The organism is Bradyrhizobium sp. CCBAU 45394, from assembly GCF_028128655.1.
In the GTDB taxonomy this organism is placed as follows: domain Bacteria; phylum Pseudomonadota; class Alphaproteobacteria; order Rhizobiales; family Xanthobacteraceae; genus Bradyrhizobium; species Bradyrhizobium diazoefficiens.
Genome location: NZ_LBIX01000157.1, coordinates 59,386 through 80,611, shown reverse-complemented (window position 1 = coordinate 80,611; position 21,226 = coordinate 59,386). Strand labels below are relative to the sequence as shown.

The following is a 21,226-nucleotide window of genomic DNA, read 5'->3' as shown; positions in this document are numbered from 1 at the left end:
CGTCCGCCGGACATCGGACCTCCGCCGCCGCTGCCGCCCGCACCTGGCGTGCGCGGCTTCCGCGACATCACCGCCGACGTCAACGATCTCGGCGGCGCCGCCGCGCAGGCCAATCGCGCCGCGCGCCGCACCTACGCCAACGTGCCCTCGCCCTCGCCGGAATTCGACCGGCTGGAGCCGAGCCTGGAGAACCGCGCCGGCGAGGGCGATGCGCCCTATTCCTATGACGAGTCGGTCGAGGAGGCCGAGCGCTATGCGCCGCGGCAGCCGTCGGGGCGCCCGCACATCCCCGTCCTCGACCGCGACGCCAAGAAGCCCAAGCGCGCGCGCTCCGTCTTCCCGTTCAAGAGTGCGATCGCCGTCGGCATCGTGTTGATCCTGGTCGGCGCCGGCATTCTCTGGGGCAAGCCGCTGCTCCAGACCGTGAGCGGCCTGTTCAAGTCCTCGCCGACCCAGGTGGTGGAGGCGCCGAAGGATGCGTCCCAGCCGCAGAGCAAGCCGAAGATCCCCGATCGCGTCGGCCAGCCCTCGGCCAGCGACCAGCCGGTCGCGCCGGTGGCGCAGAAGGTCGTGCTCTATGACGAGGATCCGTCCGATCCGAAGGGCAAGCAATATGTCGGCTCGGTGGTGTGGCGGCTCGAGCCGATCAAGGCGTCGGGCAACCAGAAGGCCGACGTCGCCGTGCGCGCCGACATCGAGATTCCCGACCGCAAGTTCAAGATGACGATGTCGTTCCGCCGCAACACCGACTCCTCGCTGCCGGCGAGCCACACCGCGGAATTGACCTTCATCCTGCCGCAGGATTTCCCGGGCGGCAGCGTCTCCAACGTGCCGGGCATTCTGATGAAGTCGAACGAACAGGCGCGCGGCACGCCGCTCGCAGGGCTCGCGGTCAAGGTCACCGACGGCTTCTTCCTGGTCGGCCTGTCCAACGTCGACGCCGACCGCGCCCGCAACGTCCAGCTCCTGAAGGAGCGTTCCTGGTTCGACGTGCCCCTGGTCTACGCCAACCAGCGCCGCGCCATCATCGCGATCGAGAAGGGCGCCCCCGGCGAGCGCGCCTTCAACGACGCCTTCGCGCAGTGGGGCGATTAGACCACTGGTGCTGCGCACCGAACCGGAATGACATCCTGGATGGATGACTACTGCGCGGCCGCTTCCCGCTTGCGCGATGCCGCGGCGGCGGCGTGCTCGCGGTCCATCACGGCGCGGCAGCCGGGACTGACCTGCGCCTTGTTCCGCACCATGCACGCGGTGATCCGCGGGATGTCGGGAATTTCACTGGAGCACAGCCGCATCGCATCGCCCGAGCACATCTGCTGCGCTTCGGACGAGAAGGCGAAGCCGGGCGATGTCTGGAATGCGACAGCGGTGGTGGCGAGGGCGAAGAGAGTTGCGATGGTCCGGTTGCGTGTCATGCTGAATGTGTCCCCGAGTTCCGTGGGCTTGAGCCGCTTGGTTTTGGGGCGCCTCACGCGGCTTGACCTGCCGCATGTCTCAGCCATCACGCCGGGAACCTCATCCCGCATGTGGTTGCTCGATCTCTCGTGATGTTCGAATCGAAAAGTGCTGCGCCGCCCGAGCCAAGTATGCGCCATTGTCGTATGGCCGCAATGGTCCGCGCGAACGAATTCGCAATTGTTGCGCGCACGTCACGCAGAAAGCGACGCGTTGCGTCAGATGAGGCGATAGGATGGCGTGCTTGTGGCGTCGCTCTCGCCAAGTGCGGCGGCGTGTTCCTCGACGGCGGTGACGCCCTTCGCCGTGAGCTCGAACAGATCGCCGTCCTTCATCACGTAGCCGTCGGCGATCAACTGTCCCATCTTGCCTTGCCGGTCGTCGGCAAAGGCAATGGATTGACTGATGTCCCTGAGGATCGAGAGCTGTTCGTCGCGCAGCATGGCTTCACCTCTCCGTTCAAAGGGACTGTTTCCGATCTTCACATGCCGTGACTGGCGAACACCTTGCTGCACGACTTCGACAGCTTGGCCCGGTTGGCCTGCAGGCAGCTCTGCACCGCGCCGTCATTGCCGAGGTCCTTGCGGCACAGCCGCGAGGCATCGCGCGAGCAGGCGTTCTGCTCCTGCGGTGTGCCCATGTGGCCTTGCGCGAGAGCGGGCGCGCTCGACAGGCCACCGAGGGTTGCAAGCGTGATCGTCGCCAGAAGAAATTTGCGGGACATCGGCGGCTCCGGTCCGAGAGGGGTCATTCAGGTCCTGTCTGAACTCGTCGCCTTGCCACTTGTTCCCCCGGGGGAGGAGTCGGCGCCCGCTATTCAAGGTTCCCGAGGCGCTGCTATAACAGGGCCAAAGTGTGAGGGTCTTTGATGAAACGCTATCTGGTGTTTGCGCTGGTCGGGCCGTTTGTCGGCGGGTTCCTGCTGCTGCTGACGACGACCTACCAGTCCGGTTACTGGACCCAGACCAATCTTGGCGAGGTCGGCAAGCTGTTCGCAGTGTTCTTCAAGACCCTGCAATACAGCTATCTGTTCGGCTTCCTGCCGTCGCTGATGATCGGCGCGGTCGATGACATCCTGCTCCACATCCGCCGGGTCGGCCCGGTGCTGCGGATGCTGCTGGTCGGCCTGTTCGCCTTCGTCCTGGCCTCGCTGACCTACAGCTCGCGCGGGCCGGATTCGGGTGCGGTTCAGTTCATCCTGTACGGCTTGGTCGGCTTCGTGCCGTCGGTGCTTTCCTCCTGGCTCGTGCATAGATATGTCGAGGAGCCGCAAGCGGCGGCGGCGCCGACCTGACCCGCGCGACGTTCGCGCGCGGTGCAGCAACCTCCGCCGCGCTCGCGAGTTTCCCCTGGGCCATGACCATGTCCGACGACGATATTCTTGCTCCGCGCAAATCCCGTTCCGGGAGCCGTTCGCGCGCCACCTTCTCAGGCACGGAACCACGCGGGCCGATCATCGACCAGGACGGCCGCGAGATCCGGCCCGAGACGCTGGAGCAGGGATTTCGCGAGTTTCGTTTCGAGTTCGGCCAAAACAATCCCTTGGGAGGCAATCCGTTCGGCAACCTGACGCGCGAGCAGCGCATCGCGCGGCTCGAGGCGATCGCCAGGCTGCTCGACGTCGCCTTCATCCTGCCCGGCACCAACATCCGCTACGGCATCGACGGCCTGATCGGACTGATCCCCGTCGTCGGCGACATCATCACCACCGCGATCTCGCTGTGGCTGGTGCGCGAGGCGCGCGCGCTGGGCGCGCCCTGGTACCTCACGGCGCGCATGCTCGGCAATGTCGCGGTCGACGGCGTGGTCGGCATGGTGCCGCTTGCGGGCGACGCCTTCGACGTCATGTTCCGCGCCAACATGCGCAACATGCGCCTGCTCCGCCGCTGGCTCGACAAGCAGCCGCGGATTTAGGAGCTGGAAGTATCTCGATTGAGGTGAGCGAGCGGCAGGCTCGGTGCACCTCTCCCGCTTGCGGGAGAGGTCGGCGCGTAGCGCCGGGTGAGGGCTTTCGCCTGTTGGGGGTCCTCGATTGTGTAGACACCCTCACCCCAGCCCTCTCCCGCAAGCGGGAGAGGGAGAACTAAAAAAACGCAAAAAGCGCGATAGCCTTTCGGCCATCGCGCCTTCTGCGCACATCGGGTTTGGCGAAAAAACTTACGCCGCGTCGGCGTCGGCCTCGGCAGCCGGTTCGGGCTTGCGGCGACGGGGCAGCGGGAAGGCTTCGCTCTCATAGAGCGAGCGGATGCCGTTCTGGTCGAAGCGCGCTTCCTCGACCTGGAGATAGGCGCCGTTCAGCGAATCCGTCGGCAACTGCTCCATCGCGAACTGCACGGCTTCGGCCGCGGTGCCGAACCGGCGATAGGTGAAGCCGGCACGCTTCTTCTTGCGGATCGCGGCGGGGAAGAGCTCGGCGGAGGTGTTGAAGTTGAACGGACGCAGTGGACGCATGGTCAAAGACCTCGTGATCTTCTCTGGGGCTTTAAGCGCGTGGGGTTTGGGAGGGCGGAGGCCAATCGCGTGGGCCCGCCGCACATGTCATTTTCGCCCTCTAATATAGGCCGTTTTGACAAAATTGCGACCCCTGCGATGGGAGATGATGAATCCGCGCATGGCAGCCCCGCAAGGGCTATAAATCAAGTAATTTCAATTAGTTGGATGGTTTATAGTTTGCCAAGAAGCAACAGCACGACCAGCACCACGAGCACGACGCCACCGATCCCCATGCCGGAATGGCCCATGCCGTAGCCGTAACCGCCGACGCGGCCGGACAGGCCGCCGAGCAGGTAGATGATCACCAGGATGATCAGGATGGTCCCGAGCGACATGGCATCCTCCCTGGCGGCCGCCAAATCGCGATGATCGGCCGCACCGCCAGAGAAGAAAAGCACATCGCGCCGCCGGGTTCCATGACGGAACCCAACGGCGCGCAACGTTTATTTCGGCTCGAGCTTCAGCGCCGCCGAGTTGATGCAGTAGCGCAGGCCCGTCGGCCCGGGGCCGTCGGGGAAGACATGGCCGAGATGGCCGCTGCACTTGGCGCAGAGCACTTCGGTGCGGATCATGCCGTGGCTCACGTCCCTTTCCTCGTCGACATGGCTCTCGACGGCGGGCTGGGTGAAGCTCGGCCAGCCGCAGCCGGAATCGAACTTGGCGTCGGACTCGAACAGCACGTTGCCGCAGCCGGCGCAGACATAGGTGCCGGCACGGTGGTCGTGCTCATATTCGCCGGAGAAGGGACGCTCGGTCGCCTTCTCGCGCAGCACCGCGTACTGCATCGGCGACAGCTCGCGCCGCCACTGCTCTTCGCTCTTGATGACTTTGTCGTCCGTGGTCTTCGTCTTGGCGTCGGGCATGGGTCTCCCGTTTCTTGGTGATCTCGCGATCAGTTGGTGGCCTTGCTGGCATTCACCAGCGTCGGCTTCTCAATGTAGTTATCCGCGAACAGCTTTTTCAGGTTCTCGACCTTGGGCAGGTCGTTATAGGCGATGTAGGGCTGGTTCGGATGCAGCGTCAGATAGTCCTGATGATAGGCTTCCGCCGGATAGAACGCCTCCAGCGCGCCGACCTTGGTCACGATCGGCTTGCTGAACACCTTGGCGCCGTTGAGCTGGGCGATATAGGCCTCGGCCACCTTCTTCTGCTCCTCGGAGGTGGTGAAGATCGCCGAGCGATATTGCGTGCCGGTGTCTGGCCCCTGGCGGTTGAGCTGGGTTGGGTCGTGCGCCACCGAGAAGTAGATCTGGAGGATCTTTCCGTAACTGATCTTCTTCGGGTCGTACTTGATCTCGACCGATTCCGCGTGGCCGGTCCGGCCGCTCGAGACGGTCTGGTAGTCGGCGGTCGCCTTGGTGCCGCCGGCATAGCCGGAGACCGCGTTGACGACGCCCGCAGTGTGCTGGAACACGCCCTGCACGCCCCAGAAGCAGCCGCCGGCGATCACGGCGGTCTGGATGCCGCTCGCCGGCGCCGCGTCCATGGTCGGGGCGGGGATCACGACCGCATCCTCGGCGGCCCGGGACGGCACGGCAAAGGCCAGCGTCAGGGCGGTCGTAGCAGCCAGCAGGGACAGGAGGGCGGGACGGCGCATGGCGGATCCTCTTTCCGGAAGGTGGATATTCTAGGTCGGTTGGCGCCGGGCGAACAGCCTGCCCGGCGGCATTTCAGTCACCTGAGATACGGGGACAGGAGCCGATTGTTACGCCGTGGCGGACACGACTCTGTGAGAAAACGCGGCCCGCGACAGCCCGGCTTGGCGAGGTGAGGAACTCCGCGCTAGATGAACCCGCGCGATCGACGATCGACTTAAAAAAGTGGTGGCTGGAGCTGGCCTGACAACATGCTGCGCGTCGTTTCCCTGACCCTCGTCACCCTGATCTCCGCCGTCGCGGTCGCCGCGGCCGAGCCGCAGGCCGGCGACGATCTCGCCATCTGCCGTGACCGCCAGGCCGAGCTCCAGGCGAGGGCGCAGGCCTGCGACAATCTGCTCAACGCCGACCGCCTCACCGGCAAGGACAAGGCGATCGCGCTGTCCGTGCGCGGCAACACCCTGATCAACAAGCGCGACTACGCCCGCGCGATCGACACCCTGTCCATGGCCGTCGACCTCGATCCGGACTACGTCATTGCGCTCAACCTGCGCGGCCTCGCCTATGAGCGCTCGGGCAAGGACGACCTCGCGATGGCGGACTACAACCTCGCGCTCCAGAAGCGCCCGACCTACGGCGTCCCCTACAACAACCGCGGCGTCATCCATCTGCGCAGGGGCGCGCTGCAAAGCGCGCTCGACGATTTCAACCTGTCGATCAAGTACACGCCAAAATTCCTGCTCGGCTGGACCAATCGCGCCCGCGTGCGCACGCTGATGAAGGATTTCGACGGCGCGATCGCCGATTTCGCGGAGGCCGAGAAGATCGATCCGGCCGCGCCGCAGATCGCAGGCAACCGCTGCATCACCTGGGGCATGATGGGCAAGTACGACCAGGCCTTTGCCGATTGCAACGGCCTGATCGAGAAGCAGCCGAAGAACGTCTACGCAATCAACAACCGCGCCGATGTCAGCATGATGAAGGGCGACCTCGACGCCGCGCTGAAGGACTACAACTCGGCCATCCAGATCAACCCGAACAATGTCCGGGCACATTCAGGCCGCGGCCAGATCTACGAGCGCAGGAAAGATATCGCCCAGGCCCGCGCCGACTACCGCGCGGCGGCCTATTCGCTGACGAAATTCGACGAACTCGACGTCGCGCGCGCCCGCGCCGTCGCGCAGGAGCGGCTCGCCGCGCTGACGCCGCAGGCGCCGGCCGGGGCGACCGGGCGCCGCGTCGCGCTGGTGATCGGCAACGGCGCCTACAAGAACGTGCACGCCCTGCCCAACCCGCCGCGCGACTCGAAGTTGATCGCAAACGCGCTGCGCGACGTCGGCTTCCAGACCGTGATATCGGTCAGCGACCTGACCCGCGACAAGTTCTTCGAAGCGCTGCAGACGTTCGCCGCCGAAGCGGAGAAGGCCGACTGGGCGGTGGTCTATTACGCCGGCCACGGATTCGAGATCGGCGGGGTGAACTATCTCGTTCCCGTCGACGCCAAGCTGGCCGCCGACAGGGATGCCGAGGCCCAGGCCGTCGCCCTCGAGCAGGTGATCGCCGCCGTCGGCGCCGCGCGAAAGGTGCGTCTGGTGATGCTGGATGCATGCCGCGACAATCCGTTCGCGCCGACCATGCAGCGGACGCTGTCGCTCAAGCTGGTCGACAAGGGCTTTTCCAACATCGAGCCCGGCGCGGGCTTCATGGTGGTCTACGCCGCCAAGCACGGTGAGACCGCGATGGACGGCGATGGCGGCACCGACAGCCCGTTCGCCACCGCGCTCGCCCGCGAGATCAAGGAGCCGCGCGTCGAGATCAGAAAGCTGTTCGACATCGTCCGCGACGACGTCTGGTCCGCCACCAGGCACGAGCAGCAGCCGTTCACCTACGGCTCGCCTCCGGGGCGCGAGGATTTCTATTTCGCCGCGGGGAAGTGACGAATTGAGTTGCAGAGCAACTCAATTCGTCATTCCGGAGCGACGCGAAGCATCGAACTATGGTGCGCAATTGCGCACCTGAGAATCTCGAGATTCCGGGTTCGGCTCTTCGAGCCGCCCCGGAATGACGGGGTAGGCAGGTGTCGTAGGGTGGGCAAAGCGAAGCGTGCCCACCATTTTTATTTCGTGTGTGGAGAGACGGTGGGCATGGCGCTTTGCGCCTTTGCCCACCCTACGGCATCGGAGTTTTAAACAACGATGCTCAACCTTTTCGCCGCGCGCGTGATCCCCGTGTACAGCCACCTGGCCCTCGAGTCCTGAAACGCAAAACTCTCGTCGAACAGCACGACGTCGTCCCATTGCGAGCCCTGCGACTTGTGCACGGTCAACACGTAGCCGTAGTCGAACTCGTCATAGGGCTTGCGCTGCTCCCAGGCGATCTGCTCGACGCCGCCCTCGAAGCAGTCGGCGCGCACCGAGACCTTCGTCACCTTGTGGCCGAGATCCTCGTCAGGCGACAGCCGCATGGACAGGATGCGCGATTTTGAGCGCGAGGTGTTGCGCGACTTCACGCGCCACAGGCCGCCGTTGAACAGGCCCTTCTTACGGTTGTTGCGCAGGCACACCAGCTTGTCGCCGGCGACCGGAAAGGCGTCCTCGATGTTCTGGCGCTGGCGCACCCGCATGTTGTAGGCGCGGCGGGTGTTGTTGCGGCCGACCAGCACCTGGTCGGCGCCCATGACGCGATCGGGATCGAGCTCCTTGCGCGACACCACCTCGCTCTCGCCGTAGCGGCCGATGTCGAGCTCGCGGCCTTCGCGGACGTCCATCGACATCCGCACGATCGGATCGTCCTGGGCCTGGCGGTGCACCTCGGTCAGCATCGCGTCGGGCTCGGTGTTGGTGAAGAAGCCGCCGCCCTGGATCGGCGGCAGCTGCGCGGGATCCCCTAGCACCAGCAGCGGACAGTCGAACGACATCAGGTCGCGGCCCAGCTCGGCATCGACCATCGAGCATTCGTCGATCACGATCAGCTTGGCCTTGGACGCGGGCGCGTCGTCCCACAATTCGAAGCTCGGCTGCTCCTCGCCGGATTCGCGGGCGCGGTAGATCAGCGAGTGGATGGTGGAGGCCTCGTCGCAGCCCTTGTTGCGCATCACCAGCGCGGCCTTGCCGGTGAAGGCGGCGAACTTCACCTCGCCGTCGACGCCCTCGGCGATGTGCCGCGCCAGCGTGGTCTTGCCGGTGCCGGCAAAGCCGAACAGGCGGAACACCGGCGGCGTGCCGCCCCGGCCGGGCTTGGCCTTGAGCCAATCGCCGACGGCCTTGAGAGCGGCATCCTGATGCGGGGTGAAAGTGGCCATGTCTGTCTTGAGGAGGGGCGAGCCGAAGCGATTCGCCATCCCCCAAAACTAACCATTCGGCCCGCCGGTTCAAGCGGCGCAGATCCCCCTATTGCCAGCCGGGAACGCCGCGCATGTCGGGCAGATGGTGGGCGATGCCCTTGTGGCAGTCGATGCAGGTCTTTTCCCCCGTGAACAGGAAGCGCTGGTGCGCCACCGAGGCCCGCGGCGACTGCTTGGTGATGTCCATGGAATCGGCGCTGTGGCAGTTGCGGCACTCGAGCGAATCGTTTGCCTTGAAGCGCGCCCATTCATGCGCCGCCAGCTCGAGCCGGTGGTCCAGGAATTTCTCGCGGGTGTCGATCGTGCCGAAGATCTTGCCCCAGACCTCCTTGGAGGCCTGCATCTTGCGCGCGATCTTGTCGGTCCAGTTGTGCGGCACGTGGCAGTCCGGACAGGTCGCGCGCACGCCGGAGCGGTTGCTGAAGTGGATGGTCGACTTCAGCTCGGCGAAGACGTTGTCCTTCATCTCGTGGCAGCCGGTGCAGAACTTCTCAGTGTTGGTCAATTCCAGCGCGGTGTTGAAGCCGCCCCAGAAGATCACGCCGGCCGCAAAGCCCGCCAGCACCAGCACGCCGAGTCCGAACACCGAGCTCGGCCGGATCAGCACCTGCCAGAGCTCGCGCGCGAAATCCCAGCTTCGCGCGACGAAGCCGCGCTTGGCTTTTGCCTCGTCAGCGGTCGTCGTCATCGGCGGCCACCTGGGCTTGCGCGCGACAGCAGCGTGTCGATGTCGGTGAAATCGTTGCTGACGGGCGGGGTCGCGGTGTTCTGCGGCACGTGGCATTCCGTGCAGAAGAAGCGCCGCGGCGAGATCGAGGCCAGGAACTGGCCGTCGCGGTCCATGAAATGCGTGATCGAGACCATCGGCGCCTGCGATTCCGCGGTGCGCGCCCGCGCGTGGCACGACAGGCATTTGTTGCCGTTGAGGTCGACCTGGTAGCCGTCGATCGTGTGCGGGATCACCGGCGGCTGCTCCGGATAATTGCGCACCTCCCGCTCGGAGGTGTTGCGGTTCGGCAGCATCGGCGGCGCCGGCCCCTCGTCATTGAGCGGGGCCGGGCCGCGCAGGCCCGACGTCACCGTCTGCGCGGTCAGCGAACTCGCGCCCGCGGCGATCGCGACCGCAAGCAATGCGATTCCAAATCGTTTCATCATGACACGTTCACCCGCTCGATGCGCACAGCGCATTTCTTGAAGTCGGTTTGCAGCGAGATCGGATCGGTGGCGTCCAGCGTCACCTTGTTGATCAGCTTGGATTCGTCGAACCACGGCACGAAGACGAGGCCGCGCGGCGGCCGGTCGCGGCCGCGCGTCTCGACGCGGACGCGGATGAAGCCGCGGCGGGACACCACCTTCACCTCGTCGCCGCGCCGGATCTTCGCCTCCTGCGCATCGTCCGGATGCATGAAGCAGACGGCCTCGGGGAAGGCCTTGTAGAGCTCGGGCACGCGGCGCGTCATGGTGCCGGAATGCCAGTGCTCCAGCACGCGGCCGGTCGAGAGCCAGAACGGATATTCGCCGTCGGGCGATTCCGCCGCCGGCTCGTACGGCAGCGCGAAGATGCGCGCCTTGCCGTCCGGATAGCCGTAGAACTGCACGTCGGTGCCCTGCTTGACGTAGGGATCGCTGCCCTCGCGGAAACGCCATCTCGTTTCCTGGCCGTTGACGACAGGCCAGCGTAGGCCGCGCTCTTTGTGATAGGCGTCGAACGGCGCGAGGTCATGGCCGTGGCCGCGGCCGAACGAGGCATATTCCTCGAACAGGCCCTTGTGCACGTAGAAGCCGAACGCCTTGGACTCGTCGTTGAGATAGCCCTGCTCGATGTCGGAGACCGGGAACTTGTCGACCTGGCCGTTCTTGTAGAGCACGTCGAACAGCGTCTTGCCGCGCACCTCCGGCTTCTTGGCGATCAACTCCTCGGGCCAGACCTCCTCGATCTTGAAGCGCTTGGAGAATTCCATGAGCTGCCAGAGATCGGACTTCGACTCGCCCGGGGCAGGGACGAGCTGATGCCAGAACTGCGTCCGCCGCTCGGCATTGCCATAGGCGCCTTCCTTCTCGACCCACATCGCGGTGGGCAGGATCAAGTCGGCCGCGAGTGCGGTGACCGACGGATAGGCATCCGAGACCACGATGAAATTGTCGGGATTGCGGAAGCCCGGATAGGTCTCCTCGTTGGCGTTGGGGCCGGCCTGGAGGTTGTTGTTGACCTGCACCCAGTAGGCGTTGATCAGGCCGTCCTTCAGCATCCGGCTTTGCAGCACGGCATGCGCGCCGGGCTTGTCGGGAATGGTGCCTTCGGGCAGCTGCCAGATGTGTTCGGCCTTGGTGCGGTGTTCCTTGTTGGTGACGACCATGTCCGCGGGCAGGCGGTGCGAGAAGGTGCCGACCTCGCGCGCGGTGCCGCAGGCCGAGGGCTGGCCGGTCAGCGAGAACGGGCTGTTGCCGGGCGAGGAGATCTTTCCGGTCAGAAGATGGATGTTGTAGACGAGGTTGTTGCACCAGACGCCGCGGGTGTGCTGGTTGAAGCCCATGGTCCAGAACGAGACCACCTTGGTCTTGGGATCGGCGTAGAGCTCGGCGAGCGCCTCCAGGCGGTTGAGCGGCACGCCGGACATCTCGGCCGCCTTCTCCAGCGTGTACTCCGAGACGAACTTGACGTACTCGTCGTAGCTCATGTCCGTGGAGTCGTTGGCCTTCGCCGCGCCCGTCGCCTTCTTCTGCAGCGGATGCTCGGGCCGCAGGCCGTAGCCGATATCGGTCTGGCCGCGCCTGAACACGGTGTGTGCCGCGACGAAGTCCTTGTTGACGCGGCCGGTCTTGATGATGTGGTTGGCGATGGCGTTCAGCAAATAGAGATCGGTCTGCGGCTTGAACACCATGCCGATGTCGGCGAGGTCGAACGAGCGGTGCTCGAAGGTCGAGAGCACGGCGACGCGGACATGCGGCGCGGACAGCCGGCGGTCGGTCAGGCGCGTCCACAGGATGGGGTGCATCTCCGCCATGTTGGAGCCCCACAGCACGAAGGCGTCGGTGGCCTCGATGTCGTCATAGCAGCCGGGCGGCTCGTCGATGCCGAAGGTGCGCATCATGCCGGCGACGGCCGAGGCCATGCAGTGCCGCGCGTTGGGGTCGATGTTGTTGGTGCGGAAGCCGGCCTTGAACAGCTTCGAGGCGGCATAGCCCTCCCAGATCGTCCACTGGCCGGAGCCGAACATGGCGACGCCGTTGGGGCCGCGCTTCTTCATCGCCTCCTTCCACTTCACCTCCATGATGTCGAAGGCTTCGGTCCAGGACACGGGCGTGAAGTCGCCGTTCTTGTCGTATTTGCCGTTCGCCTTGCGCAGCATCGGCTGCGTCAGGCGGTCGTGGCCGTACATGATCTTGGAGAGGAAGTAGCCCTTGACGCAGTTGAGGCCGCGATTGACCTCGGCCTTGATGTCGCCGTGTGTCGCGACGACGCGGTTCTCCTTGGTGGCGACCATCACGGAGCAGCCGGTGCCGCAGAAGCGGCAGGCGGCCTTGTCCCATTTCAGTTCGCTCACCTCGCGCTCGGTGGCGAGGTTGGCGGCGAGCGCCGGCACCGGGAGGCCAGCGGCGGCGGCCGCGATCGCGGCGGCCTCGAGCTTCAGCATCTGGCGGCGGTCGAGCTTCGGCGATGTCATGATGGCTCTTCCTGACTCAGGCGGTTTCGATGGCGTGGAAGACGAGCGCCGCGGAATAGACGTGCGGCAGCGACTGGATGGTGTTGAGCATGGTGCCGAGGCTGCCGGCATCCGGCGCTTCGGTCACGACGATGAGCTTGCCGCGCGGATCGCGGCCATGGATCTCGCAGCCGGCAAGCGCAATGATCTCGGCCTCGACCTCGGCGAGGCGCTCGGGCCGCGCCTGCACGATGATGCTGGCGATCTCGGCGCCCGGCGGCGGCACGATGCGGTCGGCGCTGAGCACCCGGCCGGTGATCAAGGCGCGGCGGTTGAGCGTGGCTTTATTGAGTGAGGGTTGGGCCATGATGCCTGTCTTTCGCTCTTGGGGATCCTTGGGGATCAATGCGGGGAGGCTGGTGGGCCGGGAGGACCGGCAAACATCTGGTAGATCCAGACGCCAAGCCCGTAGGAGCCGACCGTTCCGACGGCGAGGACGGGCATCACGACCGCGGTCAGGAACAGGAAGGCGAAAATCTCCATGCGCCTACGGCGCACGCGCGAGGTCGTGTCGTCAGGGGCCGACATATTCGGTCTCTCTGAAATTTTGGGAATTGGGACGGCATCCGGGCCGTTACCTTGCTTTGCTTGTGCTGCAACCGCGGCGTCAACGCGTTGATCTGGATCAATCCGTCGATTTGCGAGGATGGTTGGGCCGTGACCACAACCGCAAGTTTGGGTTGTGCCCGGGCCGGCGCGATGCGAAACTTAGCTCTCGAACGGGGCAATGCGAATTGTGAACCAGATGGGGCTCACGGCCATCGATCTCGGGTTTCGCGGCGCGGCGAGCGGCGTGTTCCTGTTGATCGTCCTCGTGGCGCTCCAGCGCCGCATTCCAAATCAGAACGCTTTGCTGGGCATGGCCATGTCCGCCGGGGGCGTGTTCTATGCGATCGTCACCGCGCCGTTCTTTCCCAAGGCGTCATGGTGGTGGACGTTGCCGATCCTGTCCGCGATGCCTGCCGTGTTCTGGTTGTGGGCCCGCGCGGCGTTTGACGACGATTTCGTGCTGAGGCGGTGGCATGGCGCCTTGTGGCTGGCCATCGTCGCCTTTGGATTTGCGCTGTCGCTCGGTTGGCCGCGATGGCCGACTCTGGCCAAGGGCGGCGGCAAGGTCCTTGCGATCGTGGCCCTGGTGCTGGCGCTCGCGGCCGCGGTCCAGACGGTCAAGACCTGGCGCGTGGATCTGGTGATGCGGCGGCGCCGGCTGCGGCTGGCGATGCTCGCCATCAATGTCGCGATGATCGGGCTCGTCGCCGTCGCGGGCTTCGCCGATATTCCGGTTGCCGCGCCCGGCGCGTCCGGCAGTCTTCCGACCGCGCTCAGCCTGTTCGTGGTGGCCATGCTTGCCGGCCTGGGCCTGTTCAGCGCACCGGCGGCGGTGGCCGTCGACGACGCCACGGCTGCGATCGCATCCGGCGAGGCGGGGAGACAGGCCCGGGTCGCCGATCGCGCCGCCGCGGGGCGGGTCATCGTCGACCCCCGGGTCGCCGTCGATCCCATCCTGCTCCGGCGCCTCGACCATCTGATGACCGTGGAACGAACCTACCGGCAGGAAGGTCTTGCGATCGGGACGCTCGCGGCGCGGCTCGACGTTCCCGAGCATCGGCTGCGCCAGGCGATCAACGAAGGGCTGGGCTATCGCAACTTCAATGCGTTCCTGAATCGCTATCGGATCGAGGATGCCAAGCTGGCGCTGTCCGACGTGACGCAGCGGGAAGTCCCGGTGCTGACCATCGCCATGGACGCGGGCTTCCAGTCGATCGGACCTTTCAATCGCTCGTTCAAGGCCGAAACCGGCGTGACCCCGACCGAATTCCGGCGCGAGGCGCTGAGCCGGCCGGGTAGGGCCGACATCAGCGAACTGCGTCGAGAAATCGGCTAGCCGATTTTTGGATTGGGCAAGAGGGCCGCGCCCCGATTGGGCAGACTGTCCGGCAGAAGCTTCTCGCCAGCCGGAATGAGCCCACCCATGTCTCCTTCGACCGCCGCCACCCCCACATCGGAACGGCTCCACGCTCTCGATGCGCTCAGGGGCGGCGCCTTGCTGCTCGGCATCGTCCTGCACGCGGCAATGTCGTTCGTGCCCGCCACGCCCCGGTTCTGGTTCATCCAGGACACCCATCCAAGCCTCCTCCTGGGCCTGCTGACCTTCACCATCCACGTCTTCCGGATGACGGCCTTCTTCCTGATGGCCGGTTTCTTTGCCCGCATGAGTTTCCATCGCCGGGGGAGTTGGGGCTTTGTCAGGGACAGGTTGCAGCGGATCGGGCTGCCGCTCGTGATCGGCTGGCCGATCGTGTTTACGCCGATGGCTCTGGTGGTCATCTGGGCCTCCGGCTTTCCCAATGGCGGTCCGACTCCCGGCGCGCGTGGCTGGCCGCCGGTGCTGCCGAATTTCCCCCTGGCCCATCTCTGGTTTCTCTACGTGCTGCTGGAGCTCTATGTCGCCATGCTGCTGCTGCGTGGCGCAATTGTCCGGCTCGATCCGTCCGGCACGCTGCGAACGGTCATCGACCGCCTCTTTGCGCGGATCATGCGAAATCCACTGGCCCCGCTGGTTCTGGCGATCCCGATCGGCATCGCCTTCTGCCTGGACCCGCGGTGGATCAACGTGATGGGTGTGAGAACGCCGGATCAATCACTCATCACCAACGCGCAGGCCTGGATCGGCTTCGGCACCGCATTCGGCGTCGGCTGGCTGCTGCATCGGCAGGTCGATCTGCTGCGGCTTCTCGAGCGGCGCTGGCTCCCGCACCTCCTGCTCGCGGTCGGCCTGATCCTGATCAGCTTCGTGCTCTCAGGTGTGATGCTGTCCGCGCCGGGTGCGCCGAAACTGCCGGTCAGCTTCGCCACGCTCAGGCTTGTCTCCGCCACCCTGTATGCCCCGGCGATATGGATCTCGACCTTCGCGGTCCTTGGTCTCGCGCTCCGCTTCATGTCCGGCTTCAGCCCGACTTGGCGTTACCTCGCCGATGCGTCCTACTGGCTCTATCTGATCCACATGCCGATCGTGATGGCGCTACAAGTTGCGGTGTCGCAGCTCGACTGGTCGGGGCCGATCAAGTTCGCCATCATCCTCGTCGTCGCGCTTCCCCCGATGCTGGCGAGCTATCATCTGTTGGTGCGCTTCACCTTCATCGGTGTGGTGCTGAACGGCCGCCGCGCACCACGCGAAGCGGCGCATGTGGTTGCGGTGGAAGGTTCCGCCGCGCCATGACGCCGGATGCGGTGAAGGGATCGTTCTCCCGCACGGCGGAATTGCTGCTCCGTAGACAGCGCCGCCCCGCTCACTAAGATGAGCGCAACAAAGAATAAGCGGGAGAGGGGCGCCATGAAGTTCGGCATCTTCTACGAGCTGCAACTGCCGCGGCCATGGGTCGCCGGGGACGAGCTCAAGCTCTATCAGAACGCGCTCTCGCAGATGGAACTCGCCGACAAGCTCGGCTACGACCATGCCTGGGTCGTCGAGCATCACTTCCTCGAGGAATATTCGCACTCGCCGTCACCGGAATCGTTCCTGGCGGCGGCGAGCCAGCGCACGCAAAAGATCCGGCTCGGCCACGGCATCCTCCAGCTCACCACCAATCACCCGGCGCGCGTCGCCGAGCGTGTCGCGGTGCTCGACCTGCTCTCCAACGGCCGCTGCGAATTCGGCATGGGCGAGAGCGCCTCGATCACCGAGCTGGAGCCATTCGGCCGCGACATGGAGACCAAGAAGGAGGTGTTCGAGGAGGCCGTAGCCGCGATCTTCCCGATGTTCAGGGACGCGGGCAGCGAGCATCACGGCAAGTATTTCGACATCCCGTTGCGCAATGTGGTGCCGAAGCCGGTGCAGAAGCCGCATCCGCCGCTGTGGATGGCCTGCTCGCAGCTTCCGACCATCGAGCGCGCCGGCCGTCATGGCTTCGGCGCGCTCGGCTTCCAGTTCGTCAGCGCCGACGCCGCCCATGCCTGGGTGCACGCCTATTACAACGCCATGACCAAGCGGCTGCACAAGCTCGCGGACTACGAGATCAACCCGAACATGGCGCTGGTGTCGTTCTTCATGTGCGCGAAGACCGACGAGGAGGCGCGCGCCCGCGCCGACGGCGCCACCTTCTTCCAGTTCGCGCTACGCTTCTATGGCGCCGCGCAGAACCGCCAGCGGCCCGCGCCCTACACCGTCAACATGTGGGACGAGTACAACAGGTGGAAGCGCGACAATCCAGAGGCCCAGGAGGCGGCGCTGCGCGGCGGCCTGATCGGCTCGCCGGAGACGATCCGCAAGAAGCTCAGGCGCTTCCAGAGCTCGCATATCGACCAGGTCATCCTGCTCAACCAGGCCGGCAAGAACAGCCACGAGCACATCTGCGAATCGCTCGAATTGTTCGGCCGGGAGGTGATGCCGGAGTTCCAGAACGATCCCGCCCAGGCCGCCTGGAAGAGGAGCGTCATGAGCGGCGAAATCAAGCTGGAAGAGATCGACACCCAGGCCTTCACCGACCGTTACGGCAAGCTCGCCGTCAACGTCGCCCCGGCGAGAGCGGCGGCCGCCGGATAGGGGGGCACGTTTGACGTCGGCCATGCCCTTATTGGCGGGGCGGGGCCTCCGCATGGGGCCAATCGCCCACTCCTGCGCTGTCGCAACCTTTGCTGGTCGATCATCTCATCGAAACCCTTAGGATGCAGACGATCGTTAACCGTATGATGGGTTCAAGATCCTGTTTGCGCGGGAGGATCTGCCGGTTGGGACCGCAATAGTCCGTGCTTGATCTCCCTCAAGGGCTCTGTTTGGATATTTTGGTTGGCCAATTCGAATTTCGGGTCATCGTAGTGAAGCTGAGAAATGGATACCGTTGCTCATGACGGCTCGTTCACCGGAAAGCATCGCGACCGTCCACCGCGCTGGCGTCGGCAATCGGTTGCTGGCGGCGTTGCCGCCGGCAGATCTCGGCTTGCTCACGCCTCACTTCCAGAAGGTCTCGTTCGAACCCGATACCGTCCTGGTGCGGTCGGGCGATGAGCTCGACCCGGTTTTCTTTCCCCATAGCGGTGCAATCGCCTTCATGCTCGACATGCCGGACGGGCAAACGGTTGCAACCACGTTGATCGGACGGGAAGGCGCCTTGGCCTCGTTCTCTGCGCTCGGCCCGTCGCTGTCATCGGTGACCGCGGTTGCTCGTGTGGCCGGCACGGCATCGCAGATCTCCGCCGCCAGGTTTCGGGCCGCCTATGCGCGAAGCGAGGCCATCAGGAATGTCGTGCAGGTCCACGTCCGCGCGTTGCTGTTGCAGCTCCAGCACGTTGCGGCCTGCAACGCGCTGCACCTGGTGGATGGCCGCATGGCGCGGTGGCTCCTGCAGCTCCACGACCGCGTTCCCACTGACCTCCTCCCGGTGACGCAGGAGGCGCTCGCGCAGTTGCTCGGGGTGCGGCGGACGACGGCGACGCTGACGATGAGCAAGCTGCGCGCGGCCGGCGCCGTCCCGTCCGACCGGCGCGGGTTTGTAGAGATCGACCGGGCGCGGCTCGAGCGCGTTGCATGCGATTGTTATGCGCTGATGCAGGACAAGATCGATCGGATGTATTGCCAGGAATTGGCGGCGCCGCAGCCTGCCCTTGCGCCATTCCCGGAAACAACCGCGGCAGTCAAGGCGCAGATGAGGTCCGCTGCGCCCCGTCAATGAGGACACGCTCTGGACGGTTCGGCGTCTACCACGCCGGAGCGAGCTTGCGCCGTCGCGCGGCGATCTCATGCGGGCTCCCCCGGCCTAGTTGACCAGGAACGGCGGGCTGCAACTGGTCCAGACCCCGTGCCGATTACACGCAATCTACGCCTTTCTGCGGTTCCTTGTGACCGGATGGAATCAGCCCTTCGCGCCAGAACCCCTCAGGGTGTCCCACGCGGCCCGACTTGCTTGATCGAACGACTTGCGGGACTCTGCCAACGCCGCGCTTAGCACGGACCAGGACTCGCTGCCCGCCTGCTTCAGCTTCTGGAGACGTGCTTCCGCTTGGGACGCGTCAGACTTCAGCTGCTTGAGCGCGGCATCGAGATCGGTGGTCCGCGCTCCGGCCACTTTGCCGGCCGCCTCACGGAATCGATTCGCGGCCTCGTGCCACGCCTTGCCCTGCGCCGCTGCGATGTCTTTGAACGTGGCCTGCTGCTGCTCGATCTGCTTGCCGGCGCTCTCAAAATAGGTCTTCATCTGCGCTTCGAAGCCGATCCAGTGCTCTTCGAGATCGGGTTTGGTGCGCGCCCAGGCTGCTTCGCCGGCTTCCGCTTGCGTCTTGAGGTGCGCCTGAAATTCATCCCGCCTCTTTTTAAGATCGGCGATGAGCTGCTCTGCCTTCACCTTGGACTCCGCCTTGGCCTCCGTCGCCTTCACCTCAAACGAAGCCAATGCGGCATCCATCTCGTCGATTCGCTCCTTGGCCGAATTGAGGTAAAAATGCATGCTGCTGTGCTCTGACATGACCTATCTCCATTGATTAGCGGATGTGCTGGCGATCATCACATGGCTTCATCGTTCTCGACTTTGAACCTGCGTCAAGCGACTCGTTGCGTCTGCGTCCGAAGCGACGTCATCTCAAGCAGCGACATGAGGAAGGAGCATTGACGTTCCAGATGAAGCTGATTTCTTGCCTATCGCGTCCTTGAGACTGCGGGACGGGTTATCCAAGTTGGACGCCGCGTAGAACTCGAGTGGCTCTGCCACCTTGGTATGAGGCGGCAATACGTCCTCGTTGAACGCGTGCTCGCACTTGCGCAGAGCGACGGACATTTTCCGGTCTCCGCCAAGATCAAGTGGCCTGCCATTTCTCATACCATGCTGTAGAGTGCGTCCGCGCACGCCGATATGCTGGACGGCCAGGCCGCTGGATTCGTCGAGGTCACCGTCGATTGCGTCTGATGCCATGTCGTGCACTTTCCGTGTTGCGCGCGCGGATCGCCTCACTGTGGGGACAGCCATGAGTCGACCGCCGCGGGCCTACGCCGCCGTCCAGCCGCCATCGATCGCGAGATTGGCGCCGGTGATCTGCGCGGCCTCGTTACTGCACAGAAAAAGTGCGAGCGAAGCCACCTGTTCGACAGTGACAAATTCCTTGGTGGGTTGGGCCGCGAGCAGCACGTCGCTGATGACCTCATCTCTTCTCATCTTGCGTGCATTCATCGTGTTCGGGATCTGCTTTTCCACCAGCGGGGTCCAAACATACCCGGGGCTGATGCAGTTGCAGGTGATCTTCGAACGCGCAAGCTCCAGCGCGACGGTCTTGGTCAGGCCGGCGATCCCGTGCTTGGCTGCGACGTAGGCTGACTTGAACGGCGAAGCTACACGCGAATGCGCCGAAGCCGTCGTGATGATCCGGCCCCAGCCACGCTTCTTCATGCCCGGCACAGCCGCACGGATTGCATGGAATGCGGCGGATAGATTGATGGCGATGACCGCATCCCATTTCTCGAGCGGAAACTCTTCGATTGGAGAGACGTGCTGGACGCCGGCATTGTTGACGAGGATATCCACGGCCCCGAACGTCGCTTCACCCAGCGCGATCAGCCCGGCGATTTCGCTTGGCTTCGCCATGTCCGCGGGCGAATAGATCGCCTTGACGGCGAACTCGCTTTCGATTGCCAAGCGCTCCTTCTCGACATCGGCCGCCTCGCCCATTCCGTTTAGCACGATGTTTGCGCCGGCACCTGCGAAGGCACGCGCACATGCGAGGCCGATGCCGCTCGTCGAGCCGGTCACGATCGCAGTTTTGCCCTTAATAACCATCTCAGTCACTTTGCTCCGTGTGTTGCGCCAGCTGGCGAAGCCTCGCGGTTCAGACGCGAGTTGGTTTTGTGGATTTCCGATCAGGTGACCAGACTTCGTTCTGAAGCCCGGAACGGACGCCGCGCTGGCTCTTGCAGATAGTCATGGACCACTCTGCCCAGTCCCAGCGTGAGGTCTGCACGGATGTGAAGCGCCGAGACGATCTCCAGAACGGGCAGATCAGCGACCGGCGCCAAGGCGTGCGGTGTCAGGGAGAGAGCCGCGGGTCCGGTCCAGGCGCCCTTCAACGCGATCTGCTCGAGGCGATATTCAACGAGCTCGCAGATGCGCGGGCTGCCATCGACATGCGGGATGATCTTGAGCAGAAAATTCGGCTCCTCGAGCGCGGCCTTGACCTGGCCAAGATCGGCTTCGCGGTGCTTGTAGCCCATTGTGCCCGTCGCCACCCGCAAGGGCCCGTAGTCGAGCGTACCGATCAGCGTGTCGATCTCGGTCCGCAATGTCGGCTGGCCGAGCTTTTTCGGAAAGCCCCAGAGCTCGCGTCCCCCGGCAATCGGTCCTTCGTCGTTGAGGAACATGCAGTGGTTGTAGCCGCCCGTGTGGCCACGGAACGAGACCGGGATGACCTGGCCGCTTTCCGTGTAGTCGCCGAAGCCATTCGAATCTGGCATGCGGATGAATTCATACTTGACGAGCGGGTTGCGGTCATCGAGTTCCAGCGGTTCGGGCACCACAGCGCGCAGCCTTGCCGGGTCGGTGCGATAGGTGATGATCAGGTACTCGCGATCCACAAACCGGTAAGGGCCCGGCGGATAGGCCGGGCTGGTGAGCGGCATCGCAAAGGCGCGCTTGCGCACATCGTTCTCACGCATG

Annotated in this window: 25 protein-coding genes; 8 read left to right on the top strand and 17 right to left on the bottom strand. The window is 64.7% G+C overall.

Annotated features, from left to right (window positions below; translation table 11 throughout):
• The coding region (locus WN73_RS18135; protein WP_271554087.1) for a hypothetical protein at positions 1-1,095 on the top strand (1,095 nt) is incomplete at its 5' end.
• 47 nt (positions 1,096-1,142) lie between these two features.
• Here WN73_RS18135 and WN73_RS18130 read toward each other — a convergent pair.
• The 3 genes from WN73_RS18130 to WN73_RS18120 form a co-directional block, all read right to left on the bottom strand.
• Positions 1,143-1,418, bottom strand: a complete 276-nt coding sequence (locus WN73_RS18130) for a hypothetical protein (protein ID WP_370139528.1) — start codon at positions 1,416-1,418, stop codon at positions 1,143-1,145.
• Between the two features lie 258 nt (positions 1,419-1,676).
• A complete protein-coding gene (locus WN73_RS18125; RefSeq protein ID WP_028173074.1) occupies positions 1,677-1,901 on the bottom strand; it encodes a hypothetical protein in 225 nt (74 codons plus the stop codon).
• A gap of 38 nt (positions 1,902-1,939) precedes the next feature.
• Positions 1,940-2,182 carry a hypothetical protein gene (locus WN73_RS18120; protein WP_028173075.1) on the bottom strand — a complete coding sequence of 81 codons (243 nt, stop codon included), beginning with the start codon at positions 2,180-2,182 and terminating at the stop codon, positions 1,940-1,942.
• A 144-nt stretch (positions 2,183-2,326) separates the two neighbouring features.
• Here WN73_RS18120 and WN73_RS18115 point away from each other — a divergent pair, with 144 nt between their 5' ends.
• On the top strand, positions 2,327-2,752 hold the full coding sequence (locus WN73_RS18115) for a DUF5413 family protein (protein ID WP_011089784.1): 426 nt from the start codon (positions 2,327-2,329) through the stop codon (positions 2,750-2,752).
• Between the two features lie 62 nt (positions 2,753-2,814).
• Positions 2,815-3,372: a DUF4112 domain-containing protein gene (locus WN73_RS18110; protein ID WP_028173076.1), complete on the top strand. Its 558-nt coding sequence runs from the start codon at positions 2,815-2,817 to the stop codon at positions 3,370-3,372.
• A gap of 243 nt (positions 3,373-3,615) precedes the next feature.
• Here the strand turns inward: WN73_RS18110 and WN73_RS18105 are convergent, their stop codons facing one another.
• The 4 genes from WN73_RS18105 to msrA all read right to left on the bottom strand — a co-directional run bounded on the left by WN73_RS18105 (position 3,616) and on the right by msrA (position 5,548).
• A complete protein-coding gene (locus tag WN73_RS18105) occupies positions 3,616-3,909 on the bottom strand; it encodes a hypothetical protein (RefSeq protein ID WP_028173077.1) in 294 nt (97 codons plus the stop codon).
• Positions 3,910-4,121: 212 nt separating this feature from the next.
• Positions 4,122-4,286 (bottom strand): DUF3309 family protein, encoded by a 165-nt coding sequence (locus WN73_RS18100; RefSeq protein ID WP_053815155.1) that lies wholly within the window; start codon positions 4,284-4,286, stop codon positions 4,122-4,124.
• Positions 4,287-4,394: 108 nt separating this feature from the next.
• Entirely contained in the window at positions 4,395-4,814 is a 420-nt protein-coding gene (gene msrB / locus WN73_RS18095; RefSeq protein ID WP_028173078.1) for a peptide-methionine (R)-S-oxide reductase MsrB, read from the bottom strand.
• Positions 4,815-4,843: 29 nt separating this feature from the next.
• Positions 4,844-5,548, bottom strand: a complete 705-nt coding sequence (gene msrA / locus WN73_RS18090) for a peptide-methionine (S)-S-oxide reductase MsrA (RefSeq protein WP_011089780.1) — start codon at positions 5,546-5,548, stop codon at positions 4,844-4,846.
• 249 nt (positions 5,549-5,797) lie between these two features.
• Between msrA and WN73_RS18085 the strand changes: the two genes are divergently transcribed.
• A complete protein-coding gene (locus tag WN73_RS18085) occupies positions 5,798-7,483 on the top strand; it encodes a caspase family protein (RefSeq protein ID WP_271554085.1) in 1,686 nt (561 codons plus the stop codon).
• 248 nt (positions 7,484-7,731) lie between these two features.
• On the opposite strand, the gene WN73_RS18080 is transcribed toward WN73_RS18085, so the two are convergent.
• The 6 genes from WN73_RS18080 to napE form a co-directional block, all read right to left on the bottom strand.
• Positions 7,732-8,847 carry an ATP-dependent DNA helicase gene (locus WN73_RS18080; protein WP_028173081.1) on the bottom strand — a complete coding sequence of 372 codons (1,116 nt, stop codon included), beginning with the start codon at positions 8,845-8,847 and terminating at the stop codon, positions 7,732-7,734.
• An 88-nt stretch (positions 8,848-8,935) separates the two neighbouring features.
• Positions 8,936-9,577, bottom strand: coding sequence for a NapC/NirT family cytochrome c (locus WN73_RS18075; RefSeq protein WP_028173082.1), 642 nt, complete (start codon positions 9,575-9,577; stop codon positions 8,936-8,938).
• Positions 9,574-10,044: a nitrate reductase cytochrome c-type subunit gene (locus tag WN73_RS18070; RefSeq protein WP_028173083.1), complete on the bottom strand. Its 471-nt coding sequence runs from the start codon at positions 10,042-10,044 to the stop codon at positions 9,574-9,576. Before WN73_RS18070 ends, WN73_RS18075 begins: the two co-directional genes overlap by 4 nt.
• Positions 10,041-12,554: a nitrate reductase catalytic subunit NapA gene (gene napA / locus WN73_RS18065; RefSeq protein WP_011089775.1), complete on the bottom strand. Its 2,514-nt coding sequence runs from the start codon at positions 12,552-12,554 to the stop codon at positions 10,041-10,043. Before napA ends, WN73_RS18070 begins: the two co-directional genes overlap by 4 nt.
• Positions 12,555-12,570: 16 nt before the next feature.
• Positions 12,571-12,900, bottom strand: coding sequence for a chaperone NapD (locus WN73_RS18060; RefSeq protein ID WP_271554081.1), 330 nt, complete (start codon positions 12,898-12,900; stop codon positions 12,571-12,573).
• Between the two features lie 35 nt (positions 12,901-12,935).
• Positions 12,936-13,121 (bottom strand): periplasmic nitrate reductase, NapE protein, encoded by a 186-nt coding sequence (napE, locus tag WN73_RS18055; RefSeq protein ID WP_011089773.1) that lies wholly within the window; start codon positions 13,119-13,121, stop codon positions 12,936-12,938.
• A 217-nt stretch (positions 13,122-13,338) separates the two neighbouring features.
• Between napE and WN73_RS18050 the strand changes: the two genes are divergently transcribed.
• The 4 genes from WN73_RS18050 to WN73_RS18035 all read left to right on the top strand — a co-directional run bounded on the left by WN73_RS18050 (position 13,339) and on the right by WN73_RS18035 (position 18,262).
• Positions 13,339-14,478, top strand: a complete 1,140-nt coding sequence (locus tag WN73_RS18050; RefSeq protein WP_028173085.1) for an AraC family transcriptional regulator — start codon at positions 13,339-13,341, stop codon at positions 14,476-14,478.
• Positions 14,479-14,565: 87 nt separating this feature from the next.
• Positions 14,566-15,813 (top strand): acyltransferase family protein, encoded by a 1,248-nt coding sequence (locus WN73_RS18045; protein ID WP_271554080.1) that lies wholly within the window; start codon positions 14,566-14,568, stop codon positions 15,811-15,813.
• A 114-nt stretch (positions 15,814-15,927) separates the two neighbouring features.
• Complete coding sequence (locus WN73_RS18040; RefSeq protein WP_271554079.1) at positions 15,928-17,136, top strand: LLM class flavin-dependent oxidoreductase; 1,209 nt, start codon at positions 15,928-15,930, stop codon at positions 17,134-17,136.
• 301 nt (positions 17,137-17,437) lie between these two features.
• Positions 17,438-18,262, top strand: a complete 825-nt coding sequence (locus WN73_RS18035; RefSeq protein WP_271554095.1) for a Crp/Fnr family transcriptional regulator — start codon at positions 17,438-17,440, stop codon at positions 18,260-18,262.
• Positions 18,263-18,442: 180 nt separating this feature from the next.
• Here the strand turns inward: WN73_RS18035 and WN73_RS18030 are convergent, their stop codons facing one another.
• From WN73_RS18030 to WN73_RS18015, 4 genes are all read right to left on the bottom strand, one after another.
• A complete protein-coding gene (locus tag WN73_RS18030; RefSeq protein ID WP_271554078.1) occupies positions 18,443-19,051 on the bottom strand; it encodes a hypothetical protein in 609 nt (202 codons plus the stop codon).
• Between the two features lie 114 nt (positions 19,052-19,165).
• Positions 19,166-19,495, bottom strand: coding sequence for a hypothetical protein (locus WN73_RS18025; protein ID WP_271554077.1), 330 nt, complete (start codon positions 19,493-19,495; stop codon positions 19,166-19,168).
• 72 nt (positions 19,496-19,567) lie between these two features.
• Positions 19,568-20,353, bottom strand: coding sequence for a 3-hydroxybutyrate dehydrogenase (locus WN73_RS18020; protein ID WP_039186968.1), 786 nt, complete (start codon positions 20,351-20,353; stop codon positions 19,568-19,570).
• Between the two features lie 80 nt (positions 20,354-20,433).
• Entirely contained in the window at positions 20,434-21,225 is a 792-nt protein-coding gene (locus WN73_RS18015; protein ID WP_271554075.1) for an acetoacetate decarboxylase, read from the bottom strand.
• Position 21,226: the final 1 nt, after the last annotated feature.